The organism is Mycobacterium sp. IDUB_28, assembly GCF_055419285.1.
Genome location: NZ_JBVAXK010000002.1, coordinates 323,172 through 338,500 on the forward strand (window position 1 = coordinate 323,172; position 15,329 = coordinate 338,500).

Consider the following 15,329-nt stretch of genomic DNA (forward strand, 5'->3'; position numbering starts at 1 on the left):
ATGCAGGCCCCCATCGAGACCTCGCCGCTGGCCTGGCTGGCGGCGGTGGAAACGCAGCGCCGCGCGGCCGGGCTGCGTCGCTCGCTGCGTCCCCGCCCCGCGGTGGGCACCGAGCTCGATCTGGCTTCCAACGACTACCTCGGACTGTCCCAGCACCCGGCGGTCATCGACGGGGGCGTGCAGGCGTTGCGAATATGGGGTGCCGGTGCGACGGGATCCCGCCTGGTCACCGGGGACACCGAATTGCACGCGCAGTTCGAGACCGAGCTCGCTGAGTACGTCGGCGCAGCTGCTGGATTGGTGTTCTCCTCGGGGTACACCGCCAACCTGGGAGCCGTGGTCAGCTTGTCCGGCCCGGGGACATTGCTGGTCTCCGACGCCTACTCGCACGCCTCCCTGGTGGACGCCTGCCGGTTGTCGCGGGCGCGCGTGGTGGTCACGCCCAGTCGCGACGTCGCGGCGGTGGATGCAGCGCTGGGGTCGCGCACCGAGGAACGCGCTGTCGTCGTCACCGACTCGGTGTTCAGCGCCGACGGGGCACTGGCCCCGCTGCGCGAGCTGCACGCGGTGTGCCGGCGGAACCAGGCGCTGCTGATCGTCGACGAGGCCCATGGGCTCGGCGTGCGGGGCGGGGGCCGCGGGCTGGTGCACGAGGTCGGACTGGCCGGTTCGCCCGACGTCGTGGTGACCACGACGTTGTCCAAGGCACTCGGCAGCCAGGGTGGGGTGGTGCTCGGTCCGGCCGAGGTGCGCGCACACCTGATCGATGCGGCGCGTCCGTTCATCTTCGACACCGGCCTGGCGCCGGCAGCGGTGGGTGCTGCGTTGGCGGCATTGCGACTCCTCAAGACGGAAACCTGGCGACCAGACGCAGTGCTTGCTCATGCAGCAGAGCTGGCCCGGGTCTGCGCTGTCCAGCAGGTCCCGCAGTCGGCTGTGGTGTCGGTGATCCTGGGCGATCCGGAGGTGGCGGTGGCCGCGGCGGCGGCGTGCCTGGACGCCGGGGTCAAGGTGGGCTGCTTCCGGCCGCCGACGGTGCCGGCCGGCACGTCGCGACTGCGACTGACCGCCCGGGCGTCGCTGAGCGTCGAGGAATTGGAGTTGGCGCGGCGCGTGCTCGCCGATGTGCTGCAGGCGCGCGCTTGACCGTTCTGGTCGTCACCGGGACCGACACGGGTGTCGGGAAAACGGTTGCCACCGCCGCCCTGGCGTCGCACGCCCGCCAGGCCGGTATCGATGTCGCGGTGTGCAAGCCCGCCCAGACCGGCATCCGCGACGGTGACGACGACCTCGCGGAGATCCGCAGGCTGTCCGGGGTGACCGAACTTGCCGGGCTGGCGCGCTACGAGTTGCCGATGTCACCGATGGCCGCGGCCCAGCAGGCGGGTCTGCAGTTGCCCACCCGTGACCAGGTGCTGCGTCTGATCCGCGACCTGGACCGCCCCGGACGTCTGACCCTGGTCGAAGGCGCCGGTGGACTGCTCGTTGAACTCGCAGCCGGTGGCGTCACCCTGCGCGACCTCGCCGTCGATCTGTGCGCCGCGGTCCTGGTCGTGGTCCGCGCCGGTCTGGGCACCCTAAACCACACCGCATTGACGTTGGAAGCGCTTGCGGCACAGCATATTTCGTGCGCTGGTCTGGTGATCGGCAGCTGGTCGGCGCAACCGGGGCTGGTGGAAACAACCAATCGGGAAGCGCTGAACCAACTGGCTACTGTTCGCGCGGTGCTGCCCGCCGGAGCCGCGTCGCGCGCCGACTTCGCCGCCATCAGCACTACCGCGTTCGATGCCGCATGGGTACGAAATCTGTTGCGCTGATGGCCCATTCGATCGAGCTGCTGTTCGACCCCGACACCGAGGACGTCCTCCGCAGGATGTGGGACGACCTGGCGGCCTCGAGCGTCGACGTCCGCATCCCGCCGGGCCGTCCGCATGTCACCGTGGTGGTCGCCGAACGCATCGACCCCATCGTCGACGAACTGTTGCGACCCGTCGCGCGGCGGTTGCCGTTGCGCTGCTTGATCGGTGCGCCGGTGTTGTTCGGCGGGGACCCGGTGGTGCTGACCCGGCTGGTGGTGCCCAGCCGGGAGCTGCTGCGGCTGCATGCCGAGGTGCACCGGTTGTGCAACGCGCACCTGATCCCGATGCCCAACAGCCTGCCTGGACAGTGGACCGCGCACGTCACGTTGGCCCGCCGGGTCGGTAGCGCCCAACTGGGGCAGGCGCTGCCCCTGGTGACCCGGCCACCGCAGCTGGTCGGTCAGTTCGCCGCGCTACGCCGCTGGGACGGCGACCAGCGGGTCGACTACCTGCTCGGTTAGCGGACCGTCCGCGATCGTGGGGCTCCTGCGTCAGGCGTACTCGTCCCGAAGCCGGGTATCCGCGAGGCAGGTGGTACGGCAGTCCGGAATGTCAGGACCACTCAGCCCTCGGCGGTCCTGAAACCGGCTGCCGGGGGCGCTCCAGGCGACGTTCTACGACGCGGATTAGGGTTTTTGGTATGGCCGGAGAAGCTGCGCAGGATCTCGCGTCGCTTCTCGGCGACCTGGCGGTCCACATGCAGGGTCAGACCGACGTCGGTGAGACCCTTGCCGCGATCGTCGAGGGCGCGGTCGCGCTGGTGCCGGGCACTCGGTGGGCCGGGATTTCACTCATCGAGGCAGGCGCGGTGCGCGCTGAAGTTCCGACCGATCCACGGGTCGCCGAACTGGACGAGATGCAGACCGCACTGAATGAAGGACCGTGCCTGGACGCGCTACGAGAGCACCACACAGTGCTCGTCGACGATTTGAGCAGCGAGAAACGGTGGCCGCGCTACGCCCGGGCGGCACGGGACCGGGGCATGGGTAGCGTCCTGTCGTTCCAGCTGTTCGTCAACCAGCAGAACCTGGGCGCGCTCAATCTGTACGCCGCCGAAGCCGGAGTGTTCGGCGAAGATTCGGTCCACATAGGACTCGTGCTGGCCCAGCATGCCTCGATAGCGCTCGCCGGCTCCGCCGCCGCCACCCACTTCGACGCGGCCTTGACCACCCGTGACATCATCGGCCAAGCCAAAGGCATCATCATGCAGCGGATGAATCTCACTGGCCTGCAGGCATTCAACTTACTCATCAAGACGTCGCAGCGCGGAAACATCAAACTCATCGAGATAGCGCGGTGGATCGTCGAACAGCACGAGGCGGGACTGGACCGTCCGTCCTGAGGCGTCCGCGGCAGCGGCATGATCGTGACAGCGATCGCGCGTTACGCCTGCGCGCACGCCTGTTCCACTCTGGCGCGCCGATTCTCGATGGCGCGGCCCAGCTCCTGCTGCAGCACCGGCCTGCCCATCACGAATTGAGCGAGATGCTCGCGATCTAGTTGCAGCGCGGTCACTTCGCCGATCGCCCGTGCGTCGGCCAGATTGGGCTGACGGGTCAGCGCGGTCGCACCGAGGAACGAACCTTCGTCCATGGTGCCGATCACCACGGGCGATCCGTCGTCGGCGACCGCGGTCAACCGCACGCTGCCCTCGATAAGGAACGTCATGCTCGACGGCACCCGATCAGCGTGTTCGACGATCTCGTCGGCCGCGTACCGCACGATCCTGCCGTACGTGCCCAACGCCTGCCGGTCGTTCTGGGTCAGGCGCAACGCAGGTGCCACCACCGTGCGCAACGCCCAGTCGACCCTTTCCGGCGTCGAATAGTCGTCGTCCTGTTCGTCGAGGCGCAACCCCTCGCGGCGGGCGGCGTACCACAACCAGCGCAGAAAGGTGGCTTGCGCTGCGGAGTCGTCGGCCGGTGAGCGCAATCCGATGGTGACGCGGTACTGGCCGGTGCCGATGGGCAGGGCGGTGCTGTCGAAGTCGGTCCGGCGCTGCGGCAGCGCATCGGCGGTCCGGGTCAGCAGCGCGCACACCCGTTCCGGCGGGTCGGCCGCCGCGAACGCGGCGGTGATGACCAGCATGTGAGCACCGGCCGGCCGGCTCAAATTGGTGAACGACGTCGTGGCCAGCACCGAGTTCGGAGTGATCTGCAGTCCCTGGCCGGTCTGGATGTGCACGGAACGCCAGTTTGCCTCGATGATGCGCCCGCGCGCGGCCGGGGTGTCCAGCCAGTCACCGATGCGGAACGGCTGTTCGAACAACATGAACAGACCCGACACGATCTGGCCGACGGAATTCTGCAGCATCAGGCCGATGACCACCGACGTCACGCCCAGCGCGGTGAAGATACCGCCGACGCGCACTCCCCAGACGTAGGAAAGGATGACCGCCAGCCCCACGCCGATCAGCAGGAATCGGGTCACGTCCAGGAAGATGTCCGGCACCCGCCTGCGCCACGACCCCTGCGGGGCCCCCTCGAACACGGTCGCGCTGAGCCCGGAGAGCAGCAGCACCAGCAGTACGAAGCCGAAGACCGTGGCCAGCAGTCGAACCGAGGGGACGTCGGCGGGCAGCTTCGCGACCTGGACCAGCAGCACCAACAGTGCCCCCAGCGGCACCAGGTAGCTGCGCAGCAGCAACACCGGCCGGGCCAGTGGGCTGGCGCCGCGGACCAGGCTGTGGTGCCACTCGGTCAGTGCGATCAGCAGCAGCGGAAGACCGACCACCAGTGCGGTGGCCCACCAGAGGAATGACGTGTCAGTGCTGGTCATCAGAGTCCTCCGACAATTTCCAGATCTGCACGTCCCGGCCGCCGACGCTGACCACGCCGGCTTCGGTGAACTGCCGGATGTCGCGCATCGCCTCGTACACCTGAGAGGTCACGTAGATCCCCGACCGTGTGGTGCTGCCACGCACGCTGTGGGCCAGATTGACCGCCGCGCCCCACATGTCGTAGACGATGCTGGACCGCCCGACCAGCCCGCTGATGACGTGACCGGTGTTGATGCCGGCGCGCAGCGACACGTGGTAACCGGTCTTGCTGTTGAACCGCTCGATGATGGCCTGCATCTCCACCGCGAACTCGACGGTGCGGTGCACGCTGTCCAGTCGCGGGAAATTCAGTCCGCAACTGGCCAGGTAACCGTTGTGCAGTGTTCGAATCGGTTCCACGCCAAGCGCTTCCGCTGCTGCATCGAGCTCCTGGATGAGGTCGTCGACGATGCCGACCAATTCGTTTCCGGACAGGTGGTTGGAAACTTCGTCCAGTCCGACGAAGTCGGCGAAGATGACAGTGACGTCCTGATGTTCCTGCGCGATGGTCTGTTCGCCCTCGCGGTATCGCTGGGCAACCGGCTCGGGCATCAGCGACCCCAGCAACCGGTCGTTCTCCTTGCGCTGCTCCGAGAGCAGCTCTTCCTTGATCTGCAGGTTGTGGCTCATGTCGTTGAAAGCCTCGGTCAGTTCGCCGATCTCGTCGCGTGATGTCACCGGTATGGCGACGTCGTAGTTGCCTGCGCTGATCTGATGGGTTCCGGCCTGCAACCGCCGGATGGGTCTCACGAAGATCTGGGCTACCAGCAGTGCCCCCACGCATATCACGAAAACCATTGCCGCAGTAGCGATTACGATTGTCTTGGTGAGCGAGAGGAACCGGGCGTTAGCTTCGGAGGTCTCTCGCGACGCGAGTATCGTCCAGTGCAGGTCGGAATTCGGCAGCGAGAGCGGGGCGTACGCGACCAGTTCGCGCCGGCCCAGATAATCTCTGTCAATCATGGTGCCGGTGTCGCCGCGCTGCGCGGCACGCACCGCGTCGGTCGCCACCGGCTGAACCAGTGTCGTTCCGCGCCAACGCATCGCCTCTTCGATGGTGTCGGGCCGCGTGCCTGCCGCTATCGCCTCGGTCTGGTACTGCTGCGGGTCTTCCAGGAACAACCGCGAGTCCGAGCGCATCAGGCTGTCCGGGCCGGCGAGGTAGGTTTCACCGGTCTTGCCCATTCCGGCGGCCAGCCAGTTGCGGTCGGCGGTCATGATGCGGTTCACCTTGGCGATCGGGAGCGGCAGCGCCAGCACCCCCGCGGCCTTACCGGGCGTTCCGATCGGCGCCACCAGCCATGCGACGGGTTGGCCGAGTTGCGCCGCATAGGGTTGAAAGTCGGTGATCCACACGAAATTCGATGAGTTCGCACCCATCGCCCGCTCGAAGGCGCCGCGCAGATTGGACTGACGGTACGGGCCGGTGGCGATGTTGCTGCCGAGCGAGGGATTCTTGCGCACGCTATAGACGACATTGCCGCGCGCGTCGAGCAACAATGCATCCCGGTACTCGAAGCGGGTTGCGATTTCGCGGAAGTACTCGTTGAAGCGGGCGTTGGCCGCCGACCAGGCGCTGCCGTCGCCGGCGTCGTCGAGCGCTGAGGCATTCGGCGCCACCGTGTAATGGGCCTGCAGGTACCGCTGTGCGTTGCTGGCGGGCAGCAGGGCATCGAGGTCCAGTTTGGTGCCGGTCGCGCTTTCGACCGGCTTGATCACCCGATCGTTGTAGTAGGTGACCAGTGCCTGCTGCTGTGCGGGATCCACGGGTGCGTTCGCGAGTTGGTCGAAACCCGCGGTGAACGCCTGAACCGCCTCCAGTGCCGTCGTCCCGCGGCTGTAGATCACCAGCGAATTGGCCAGATCGGAGAACAGCGTCTCCACGGCTCGCTTCTGCGACTCGCGCAACTGTGTCATCCGGTCCGAGGCCGACGGTAACAGCGCGTTGCGCGCGGCGATGTATCCGACCACCCCGATCACGCCCAACGACATCAAGCTGGCGACCAGCAACATCGCCATCACCTTGGATTGCAGACTGAACCACGACGCGACGTGCGGGCGCCGCCATCGTCGGCCGGTCGGGGGCGGGTCGCCCGCAGCAATCTCTTCGGTCGAACTCGGCGAGGTCAATGAGGTTCCTTTCCCTTGCCGCTCACCCTCTCAACCACCAAACAGCAAATACAAGCCCATGAAGGTGTAACCAACCATGACCAGCATCATGGTGAGCTGACCGGTGAGCTGGTGGTCTTTGGGGAGCAGACGTAACGCTTTGTCGTGCGCTGCGATGACCGCCACGATGTGACCCGTGACCACGCACGCCACCTTGATCGTCGACAGCACCGCCGGATGCATCGACAACACGTAAGCGACGTGCTGGTCGGCCAGCCCGAACGGATTCCAGCCGCGTCCCAGCGGATCGGCGAGCGCGATGACGGCCTGCTGTCCACGCTCCACCAGGTAAGTGAGGTAGTGCGCAAAGATATAGCCCACCACGATCGGGATCAACGAGTGCGCCAGCTGCCCGGGCAACTCGCGGCGCTGCCCGGCGTCCACCCCGCCGGTCGCGCGTGCCGCCAGCGAAAAGGTAAGCGCGACAATCGAAATGAAGATGATCAACCCGGCTGTCCGCAGCGCGGAGGAGGTCAGCGTCTCCGGCACGCCGTGCATACCGCGGGCGATGCCGTCCGCGAAATTCCGCCAGGCCGGCGCCGCCGAGAAACTGTCGAAGGCGGTGGAGCCGAGCAACACCGACAGCACCATCACCACTCCCGGGCGCACCGGCAGTGACGGCAGGTGGTCGAACGGGTTGCCGATCACGATCTTGCCGGTTTCGGTGTTGCGCCAGAACGGGCACAGTCGCGACACCGCCATGCTGTACACGCCGAACGGGTCGGCCCGGGCCAGGAAGCGCTGCCCGCACAGCCACGCCCCGACGAACAGCACCACCGCATAGATCAGCAACCATGTCTTCACCGCGGTCAACGAAGCTGGATCCGGGCTCGCCAGTTCCATCCAGACGAATGCGAACAACCCGATCGCGGCCGGACGGTACCCCCAGCTCTCCGGATAAGCCAGTCGGGTTCGACGCAGGCGCTCCGGCAGGCAGCGTCGCACCAGCAGATACACCGTGCGCACCGGGGAGACAACTCGCCAGACCGGGCCGAAGGACAGCGACAGCGCGACCAACCCGACCCACAGCAACACATAGAACGCCCCGAGCAGGCCGTTGGCCTGCGTCTGCGGACCCCACAGCCCGGAGGCCAGCACCCAGCAGGCGAACAGCAACGCCAGACCGGCAGCCACCCACCGGGTGATGCGGGCATCGACCACGGCGGTCACCGCATCCGGTAACGGACGACCCGGTTTGGCCGGATCGAACCGCGGCCGCTTCCAGGCCAGCGCGACCAGGGCGAAGGTGAACGTCAGCGCCCAGGCCGCGCCGATGAGGGCGAACGTGTACGGAACCGGGAGATCGTTGGACCCGCCGAGGCCGTGCGCGAGCACCGACGCCGAGCGGCTGTCGGTCACGGTTGGACTTGGATGGTCGCGATCGTCTTGTGCAGGTGGTGTGACTCCACGTCGACGCTGCCGGGCACGTCAACGCTGAACTGGAACGTCTGGTTCGGCGCGGCCGCGACCTGGAACCTGTGGTCGGGGACCGAGTGGACGTGCAGCTCGTCGGTGGCGTCACTGGTGACGTGCAGGGTGATCTGCTGCTTGACCTTGGCCTGCAGGGTGGCGTTGGTCGGGGAGATCTGTCCGTTGGCGATGGTCACGTTGAGTTCCAGCGCCGCCGGGGCGGAATTGCTCGTCGAATTGCCACCGCAGGCGATCAGCGCCGACATGAGCAACCCCGCCCACGCCGCGGCGAGGGCACGCTTGACTGTCATCGAGCTATGCCGCTTCAGGAAGGGGGTGCTTTTCCTCTTCCGGCTGCCGGGGCTTGGTGGTCTCGTTGTTGATCCGGCCGGCGCCCCACGTCAGCGCCGTGATCACCATCAGGGTGAAGATCAGCACCAGGATCGAGCCTCCGGTGAACAGCCATTCGGGCGCGTTCGGGTCGCGTTCGCGCTGCAGGATGGTGTTCTCCAGGACGAACGGCCGGGTGATGACCGGCTGGGCGGGCACCTCCGGTGCAGGAATCGCCTCGTCGGCCGGTTCATAAATCGGCACCGCGGTCATGGTGTAGCCGTCATGCACGCGCAACAGCGTCTTCCACGAACCCCATACCGGGATGGGTTTGGTGGTGCGGTAGTGCCCGGGACCCACCTTCTCGAGCCGGTTGATGACCAGACCGCGGTCGTTGACCATTTTTCCCTGCCACGATGTGGTCGACAGCCAATAGGGCTCGTCCTGGATCAGGTCCGGCGGGTTGATCAGCACGTCCGCCGAAACCATCCGTTTGCCGGGTTCGCCGGGCAGGTCGGTGAGCGTGATGGTCGCGGTGTTCTGGCTCGGGATGACGATGTGCAACCCGTTGGCCACCGCCACTCCGATGACCAGAACCGTGGCGGCGACGAATCCGATGCCGATGGCACGGCCGGGCAGTTTCTGCCCGGTCAGCACCATTCCGGTCATCGCTCCGCAGACGCCCATCAGCACCGCGACCGGCACTGCCATCGCCAGGGCCTCGCCCCACATGCTGACCGGCCACGGGTAGTGATAGACGGCGCCGATCCAGAGCGACTCCAGCCACAGGCCCACGGTGCCCACCAGCAGGCCGGTGACCGCGCCGAACACGATGGGACGCTTCAACAGCGGGGTGAGCGCCAGGATCTCGACCACCAGCGCGGGGCCGAGGTACAGCGGGAACCAGTTCAGTGGTGCGCCAAGGACGGGACCGACCGTGAAGGCCACCGCGCCGCGCAGCGCGATCGCGAACAGCGCTGCGATGATCGCCGCGCCCTTCCCCAGCGTCATGCGCGCCACGATCAGCGCGAGCGCCGCGACGCCGGCGATCATCATCGGTTGGAATACCAGGCGGAACTGCGGGACGCCGAAGTCGAACTCGATCTGATACACCGACAGGCCGATCAGCAGTCCACCGCAGGACAGGTAACGCAGGAACCGGACGAACGGCTTCTCCGGCGGCGCGTCGGGCAGCGCCCGCCCGCCTTCGTACTCGAGCATGAGCACGGAGAACAGGGACAGGCCCGCCCCACCGATCATCATCAGGTGGGTGGGACCCCACAGAGTGACGTCCTGGCCGAAGATGCGGTGCCAGATGTCGTCAAGCGGAAAACCGAACAAGGCGTACATGCCACAACCGGCCATCAAGATGCCGCCGACGGGGGCGTGCCAGTGTTCGGTGATCCGCACCGGGGCGGGACCGGGCTTGTCGAACGGGAGCGCGATCGCGGTCATGCCGGCCAGGAAGATGCCGAACAACCCGATAATGATGAAGTAGTGCGCCGGGTTTGCCAGCGGACCGGGGTCGCGACCTTCACCGATGTGCCAGCTGACGTCCCAGATGAAGCCGAACAGCGCGCAGATGATGGACGTGGTGTATACCAACACCGGCAGTGCCACCCAGGCCGGACGCTTGAACTTGACGCCGAGCCAGTTGGCGAACTTGTCCAGCCAACTGATCCGGTGGGTGCGATGAGCCCAACCAATACCCAGCATGATCAGCGTGATCACCAGTGCGGCAACTGACAGGCCGATGACCTGATTCAGTTCCGCACCGCGTGCTGCCGGCGCCTCCGCCACAACTGCCATTTCCATCGCGATCGCCTCCCGTTTTGCGCCGCTGATTAGGACGAATCTTTAATGCCCCATTGCAACACTGGTCAATCCTGCTTTTCGCTCGAGCTTCGCCGGTTCCGCATTGCGATATACAACACCACGCCTACGACAATCAACGCAGGAGTCAGTGCCGGAATCGCCAGCCAGACCCCGTGGTCAGCCAGGTAGATGACGTTTTCGTCGGTCATAGTGGTTCTCTACCCTGCCGGATGGACTTGTATCCCGGCAACTGTGTCAGTGCGGCACTGCGAGCCCGCTCCGGGTCCGCCGGGGCCGGGACCGTTAACCTAGCCTGAACATCTTTCGATTCGGGCCGCCGCGGCCGGAACGCGCGCGGGCCCGATCAAGAAGCAGGGGAGTACCTGGTGACCCAAGCGCCAATTCGACCGTCTACCGAGGCCGGCCTGGATCGCGACGCCGACGCGGACATCCTGGCCGTCGCCCGCCGGCAGGTGCTGGAGGGCGGTGCGGGGCTCAGCAAGGACCAGGTGCTGCAGGTGCTGCAGTTGCCCGATGACCGGCTCGAGGAGCTGCTGGCCCTGGCTCACGAGGTGCGGATGCGCTGGTGTGGTCCCGAGGTCGAGGTGGAGGGCATCATCAGCCTCAAGACCGGCGGCTGCCCGGAGGACTGCCACTTCTGTTCCCAGTCGGGTTTGTTCAAGTCGCCGGTGCGCAGTGCTTGGCTGGACATCCCCAGCCTGGTGGAGGCCGCCAAGCAGACCGCGAAGTCCGGGGCCACCGAATTCTGCATCGTGGCCGCGGTGCGCGGACCCGACGAGCGGTTGCTCGCCCAGGTCGCAGCCGGCATCGAGGCGATTCGTAACGAGGTGGAGATTCAGATCGCCTGCTCGCTGGGCATGTTGACGGCCAAGCAGGTGGATCGGTTGGCGGCGATGGGGGTGCACCGTTACAACCACAACCTCGAGACCGCACGGTCGTTCTTCACCAATGTCGTCACCACCCACACCTGGGAAGAGCGCTGGCAGACGCTGTCGATGGTGCGCGACGCCGGCATGGAGGTGTGCTGCGGCGGGATCTTGGGCATGGGCGAAACGCTGGAACAACGCGCCGAGTTCGCCGCCGACCTGGCCGAGTTGAACCCCGACGAGGTGCCGCTGAACTTCCTCAATCCGCGGCCCGGCACGCCGTTCGGTGACCTGGAAGTGTTGCCGGCCAGCGAAGCGCTCAAGGCGGTCGGTGCGTTCCGGCTGGCGTTGCCGCGCACGATGCTCCGGTTCGCCGGCGGCCGCGAGATCACTCTGGGCGACCTCGGCGCCAAGCAGGGCATCCTGGGCGGGATCAATGCGGTGATCGTCGGCAACTACCTGACCACGCTCGGCCGGCCCGCTGAAGCCGACCTCGAGTTGCTCAACGACCTGCAGATGCCGCTCAAGGCGCTCAACGCAAGTCTGTAATGGGCCGCGATCTGCCGGACCCGGTGGGGGCGGGCGTCTACAACGTCTATACCGGTGTGCAAGCCGGCACCGCGGTGCCCACCGCAGCCGAACTGGGCCTGGAACCGCCCCGGTTCTGCGCCGCGTGCGGGCGGCGGATGATCGTGCAGGTTCGGCCCGACGGTTGGTGGGCCAAGTGTTCGCGGCACGGACTGGTGGATTCTGCCGACCTGGACGTGCAGCGCTGACAGCTCACATGGCTCTGGCTGTGCCGGCGCAGCCGTGGGCCGGCGTCACCGACGCACTGTGGCCCGCAATCGGTGGCGTCGTCGACGGTGCCGCCCCCGGGCGCAGAGGCGCTCGCCTCGCGCGACCGTCCCCGAAATGCCGGCAAATGGGGCTGATGAGCGCACATATGAGGGCGCTGGGGACCGGCAAAGGCCCGGAGCCGACGACGCCGCGCCCCCAGGCTGATACCGCGACAACGATATGCTCGCGGGGCGTCTGCGATCGGAGGTGAGTGCAGGTGATGGACGGAGTGGCGGTGACGCCGCAGCAGCCGTCGGGTGCGGATCCCGGCCGGGTCGCGCCGCGGACCACGCGCCGGCGCGCGCTGCTGACCGTGGTGGCTGTCCTGACGGCGGCCGGCGTGCTCGTCGGCGCGCTGTGGGCGTGGATTGCTCCGGCTGTCCACGCCGTGGTGGCCGTCACCCGCAAGGGCGAGCGGGTGCACGAATACCTGGGCGGCCTGGACGGTGAGCCGCGGAACTTCTTCATCGCGCCGATGCTCTTGGTGAGTTTGCTGGGGGTCGTCGCGGTAGTGGCCGCGGTGGCGGCGTGGCAGTGGCGCGACCATCGCGGTCCGCAGATGGTCGCCGCGCTGTGCCTCGGACTGGTCGGCGCGGCCGCGGTCGCTGCCGGGGTCGGGGCGCTGCTGGTCCACGTGCGTTACGGTGCGTTGGATTTCGACAGTGTTCCGTTGTCGAAGGCCGACCACTCGCTGACCTACGTGACGCAGGCGCCCCCGGTGTTCTTCGGCCACTCGGCTGCGCACATCGTGGTCACCCTGCTCTCACCGACCGCGACGGTGGCCCTGGTCTATGCGGTGCTGGCGGCCGGGACGATCCGCGACGACCTGGGCGGCTACCCGCCGCAGCACCGGGTGCACTGGGTTGCGCCGATGCCCCCGGCGGGACCCCCGCCCGCTCCGAAGCCGATGACCCCGCAGGGCCCGCTGACGTAAGAACTAGAGCGGCCGGCGGTGGATCTTGCGGCCGGTGATCACTTTGGCCGCGATCACACCGAGCCGCGCCATGCCGGCATAGGTCATCGGGTTGAACATCGTGGGCCACGTCGTACGCACCAGGTGGTCGGTCAGCGGCCGGTCGGCGAACCGGTCGATCAACCAGCGCAGTGCCATGGGCGCCGACAGCGGGTGTAGGAACATGTGCTCGTTGAACGCATCCCGGTGGTAGGTGACGCTGGCGCCACCGGCGATGTAGGTCTCGGCGAGCTCGTCGATGTCGTCGACGGCGATCAGATAGTCGTGGACGGCCTGCACGATCAGCACCGGCGGGGTGGGGATGGCCGCCCCGAGCTTGATGTTGTCGAAGACGTGCACCACCGCCGGTCTGGACAGTGTCTGTTCCAGCGGTTCGTCGAGGTAGTCGCCCATGTTCTTGTGCGCCATCTTGACGACGGCTTCCACCGTGGTCATCGTCTCCAGCCGGTCGAGCAGGGCACGTCCCTCTTCGCTGGTGTGCTCCTTGATCACCGCGTCCAGACCGGGGTAGGTGTGCGTGAGCGCGGCGACCACCAGGGAGGGCAGACCGGCGAACAGGCCACCGTTGAGCCTGCGGAACGTATTGCCCAGGTTGCCGACGGGGGAGCCCAGGACCGCCCCGACGATGTTCAACTCGGGGGCGTATTCACCGCACATCTCGGCTGCCCACGCGCTGGCCAGCCCGCCGCCGGAGTAACCCCACAGGCCGATCGGCGCCGACGGCGACAAACCGAGCCGCTCGGTGTTCAGCGCCGCGCGCAGCCCGTCCAGGATGCGGTAACCGGGTTCGAACGGCACGCCCCAGGCGCCGCGCAAACCTTCGTGGTCGGGCACCGAAACCGCCCAGCCTTCTGCCACAGCCGCGGTGATCAGCAGCAGCTCGAGTTGACTGATGGATCCGAGCGCCTTCGCCCGCCGCCGCAGCGCATACGACGGAAAGCAGCGCGACGCCACCGCGTCGATGGCGCACTGGTAGGACAGCACCGGCGTCGTCTTGCCGGGCGCCACCTCCGCCGGGACGAGCACCGTGGTCACCGTCGCCTCGGGGTTGCCGTTCAGATCAGTGGTGCGGAAGAGCAACTGGACAGCCGTCATGGACTGCGGGATCAGGCCCATGAAGGCCAGTTCGACGTCGCGCGAACGCAGCACGGTCCCGGGTTCGGCGTGCTGGAAGCCGGGGGGCGGCTGATAGAACGGGTCGTCGGACGGCAGCAGCGGGCGGGTCTTGCGCTGCAACTCCTCGTGCGGAGCGCGGCCGATCCATTCCGCACCCGTTGCGCCTGCCACATTGGCCAGCTCCACCATCAAGGCTCCCTTCGAGGCCGATCGGCTTCGGTGTACGCGTGCCACCGGCCCCGATACCGCGGGATGGGCGCGCCGTCAGCCTGTCGAAGCGCAGCGTTGATGCTCACTCTGCGCCAGTAGCTTCTTAAACAACTCTTAAAGACAGTACAGGCCGGTTACGCCGATCCGAAGTCAGCACGCCGTGGTGCCCGTCACAAGGCTGCTCAGCCGGGCGGCCGCAGCGCGGCGAACTCGTCGGTGACCCGCAGCCGGGAGTCGGTGAATCGGTACAGCGCCGCTGGGCGGCCGCCGCTGCGTCCGGACTGGGCGATGGTGCCGGTCTGGGTGATGACCTTACGGCGGGCCAGCACCCGCTGCAGGTTGGTCGCATCGACCTGATGGCCCAGGGCGGCACCGTAGATATCGCGCAAGGTGGACAACGCGAATTCCTTCGGCGCCAGGGCAAATCCGATGTTCGTGTACGACATCTTGGCCACCAGTCGGGTGCGGGCGTGCGCCACCATCGGGCCGTGGTCGAACGCCATCTCCGGTAACGAGTTGACCGGGTGCCAGCGGGTGTCGGGCGGCAGTTCCGGCGTGGCAGGGGAGGGCACCAGACCCAGGAAGGTGGAGGCGATCATCCGGGTGCCCGGCACGCGCTCGGGGTCGGAGAACACGGCCAGTTGTTCCAGGTGCGAGATTTCGCGCAGATCCACTTTCTCGGCGAGTTGGCGACGAACCGAGGTGGTCATGTCCTCGTCGTTGCGCAACCGGCCGCCGGGCAGTGACCACGCACCCTGTTGCGGTTCCTGTGCGCGCTGCCACAGCAGGACGTTCAACTGCGGTTTTTGTGCCTGTAACCCCTTTGCAGTGCTGCCGGCACCCAGTGAAACCTGGAACACGACGGCAAGCACTTCGTGTGCGGTGCTACCATGAGGCATGTTTTC

The 15,329-nt window shown here is 67.1% G+C and carries 15 protein-coding genes; 7 read left to right on the plus strand and 8 right to left on the minus strand.

Going from position 1 to position 15,329, the window contains the following annotated elements:
- From ACZYZ9_RS05400 to ACZYZ9_RS05415, 4 genes are all read left to right on the plus strand, one after another.
- The gene (locus ACZYZ9_RS05400; RefSeq protein WP_463825179.1) at window positions 1-1,146 is read left to right on the plus strand and encodes an 8-amino-7-oxononanoate synthase; all 1,146 of its coding nucleotides are present in this window, start codon (window positions 1-3) and stop codon (window positions 1,144-1,146) included.
- The gene (gene bioD, locus ACZYZ9_RS05405) at window positions 1,143-1,817 is read left to right on the plus strand and encodes a dethiobiotin synthase (protein ID WP_463825180.1); all 675 of its coding nucleotides are present in this window, start codon (window positions 1,143-1,145) and stop codon (window positions 1,815-1,817) included. The genes ACZYZ9_RS05400 and bioD overlap by 4 nt, the downstream gene beginning before the upstream one ends.
- Complete coding sequence (locus tag ACZYZ9_RS05410; protein WP_463825181.1) at window positions 1,817-2,320, plus strand: 2'-5' RNA ligase family protein; 504 nt, start codon at window positions 1,817-1,819, stop codon at window positions 2,318-2,320. Before bioD ends, ACZYZ9_RS05410 begins: the two co-directional genes overlap by 1 nt.
- A gap of 179 nt (window positions 2,321-2,499) precedes the next feature.
- A complete protein-coding gene (locus tag ACZYZ9_RS05415) occupies window positions 2,500-3,201 on the plus strand; it encodes a GAF and ANTAR domain-containing protein (RefSeq protein ID WP_463825182.1) in 702 nt (233 codons plus the stop codon).
- Window positions 3,202-3,242: 41 nt separating this feature from the next.
- Here ACZYZ9_RS05415 and ACZYZ9_RS05420 read toward each other — a convergent pair whose 3' ends face one another.
- The 6 genes from ACZYZ9_RS05420 to ACZYZ9_RS05445 form a co-directional block, all read right to left on the minus strand.
- Entirely contained in the window at window positions 3,243-4,637 is a 1,395-nt protein-coding gene (locus ACZYZ9_RS05420) for a mechanosensitive ion channel domain-containing protein (protein WP_463825183.1), read from the minus strand.
- Entirely contained in the window at window positions 4,624-6,807 is a 2,184-nt protein-coding gene (locus tag ACZYZ9_RS05425) for an adenylate/guanylate cyclase domain-containing protein (RefSeq protein WP_463825184.1), read from the minus strand. The genes ACZYZ9_RS05420 and ACZYZ9_RS05425 overlap by 14 nt, the downstream gene beginning before the upstream one ends.
- A 30-nt stretch (window positions 6,808-6,837) precedes the next feature.
- Window positions 6,838-8,205, minus strand: coding sequence for a hypothetical protein (locus tag ACZYZ9_RS05430; RefSeq protein WP_463825185.1), 1,368 nt, complete (start codon window positions 8,203-8,205; stop codon window positions 6,838-6,840).
- Window positions 8,202-8,567 (minus strand): hypothetical protein, encoded by a 366-nt coding sequence (locus tag ACZYZ9_RS05435; RefSeq protein ID WP_463825186.1) that lies wholly within the window; start codon window positions 8,565-8,567, stop codon window positions 8,202-8,204. The genes ACZYZ9_RS05430 and ACZYZ9_RS05435 overlap by 4 nt, the downstream gene beginning before the upstream one ends.
- A gap of 4 nt (window positions 8,568-8,571) precedes the next feature.
- Window positions 8,572-10,401, minus strand: coding sequence for a hypothetical protein (locus ACZYZ9_RS05440; RefSeq protein ID WP_463825187.1), 1,830 nt, complete (start codon window positions 10,399-10,401; stop codon window positions 8,572-8,574).
- A 65-nt stretch (window positions 10,402-10,466) separates the two neighbouring features.
- The gene (locus ACZYZ9_RS05445; protein ID WP_463825188.1) at window positions 10,467-10,610 is read right to left on the minus strand and encodes a hypothetical protein; all 144 of its coding nucleotides are present in this window, start codon (window positions 10,608-10,610) and stop codon (window positions 10,467-10,469) included.
- 177 nt (window positions 10,611-10,787) lie between these two features.
- On the opposite strand from ACZYZ9_RS05445, the gene bioB reads away from it, so the two are divergent.
- From bioB to ACZYZ9_RS05460, 3 genes are all read left to right on the plus strand, one after another.
- A complete protein-coding gene (gene bioB, locus ACZYZ9_RS05450) occupies window positions 10,788-11,837 on the plus strand; it encodes a biotin synthase BioB (RefSeq protein ID WP_463825189.1) in 1,050 nt (349 codons plus the stop codon).
- Complete coding sequence (bsaP, locus tag ACZYZ9_RS05455; protein ID WP_463825190.1) at window positions 11,837-12,064, plus strand: biotin synthase auxiliary protein BsaP; 228 nt, start codon at window positions 11,837-11,839, stop codon at window positions 12,062-12,064. Before bioB ends, bsaP begins: the two co-directional genes overlap by 1 nt.
- 281 nt (window positions 12,065-12,345) lie before the next feature.
- Window positions 12,346-13,059, plus strand: coding sequence for a DUF2567 domain-containing protein (locus ACZYZ9_RS05460; protein ID WP_463825455.1), 714 nt, complete (start codon window positions 12,346-12,348; stop codon window positions 13,057-13,059).
- Between the two features lie 3 nt (window positions 13,060-13,062).
- Here ACZYZ9_RS05460 and ACZYZ9_RS05465 read toward each other — a convergent pair whose 3' ends face one another.
- Together ACZYZ9_RS05465 and ACZYZ9_RS05470 are read right to left on the minus strand one after the other, a co-directional pair.
- Window positions 13,063-14,403 carry a lipase family protein gene (locus ACZYZ9_RS05465; protein WP_463825191.1) on the minus strand — a complete coding sequence of 447 codons (1,341 nt, stop codon included), beginning with the start codon at window positions 14,401-14,403 and terminating at the stop codon, window positions 13,063-13,065.
- A gap of 203 nt (window positions 14,404-14,606) precedes the next feature.
- On the minus strand, window positions 14,607-15,323 hold the full coding sequence (locus ACZYZ9_RS05470) for an NUDIX hydrolase (protein ID WP_463825192.1): 717 nt from the start codon (window positions 15,321-15,323) through the stop codon (window positions 14,607-14,609).
- Window positions 15,324-15,329 lie beyond the last annotated feature (6 nt).

Bases quoted from the DNA above. Each gene is read 5' to 3' on its own strand.
- ACZYZ9_RS05470 (WP_463825192.1), bottom strand. From the start codon at position 15,323: ATGCCTCATGGTAGCACCGCACACGAAGTGCTTGCCGTCGTGTTCCAG.
- ACZYZ9_RS05420 (WP_463825183.1), bottom strand. From the start codon at position 4,637: ATGACCAGCACTGACACGTCATTCCTCTGGTGGGCCACCGCACTGGTG.
- ACZYZ9_RS05410 (WP_463825181.1), top strand. From the start codon at position 1,817: ATGGCCCATTCGATCGAGCTGCTGTTCGACCCCGACACCGAGGACGTC.
- ACZYZ9_RS05415 (WP_463825182.1), top strand. From the start codon at position 2,500: ATGGCCGGAGAAGCTGCGCAGGATCTCGCGTCGCTTCTCGGCGACCTG.
- ACZYZ9_RS05465 (WP_463825191.1), bottom strand. From the start codon at position 14,403: ATGGTGGAGCTGGCCAATGTGGCAGGCGCAACGGGTGCGGAATGGATC.
- ACZYZ9_RS05440 (WP_463825187.1), bottom strand. From the start codon at position 10,401: ATGGAAATGGCAGTTGTGGCGGAGGCGCCGGCAGCACGCGGTGCGGAA.
- ACZYZ9_RS05400 (WP_463825179.1), top strand. From the start codon at position 1: ATGCAGGCCCCCATCGAGACCTCGCCGCTGGCCTGGCTGGCGGCGGTG.
- ACZYZ9_RS05460 (WP_463825455.1), top strand. From the start codon at position 12,346: ATGGACGGAGTGGCGGTGACGCCGCAGCAGCCGTCGGGTGCGGATCCC.
- ACZYZ9_RS05435 (WP_463825186.1), bottom strand. From the start codon at position 8,567: ATGACAGTCAAGCGTGCCCTCGCCGCGGCGTGGGCGGGGTTGCTCATG.
- ACZYZ9_RS05445 (WP_463825188.1), bottom strand. From the start codon at position 10,610: ATGACCGACGAAAACGTCATCTACCTGGCTGACCACGGGGTCTGGCTG.
- bsaP (WP_463825190.1), top strand. From the start codon at position 11,837: ATGGGCCGCGATCTGCCGGACCCGGTGGGGGCGGGCGTCTACAACGTC.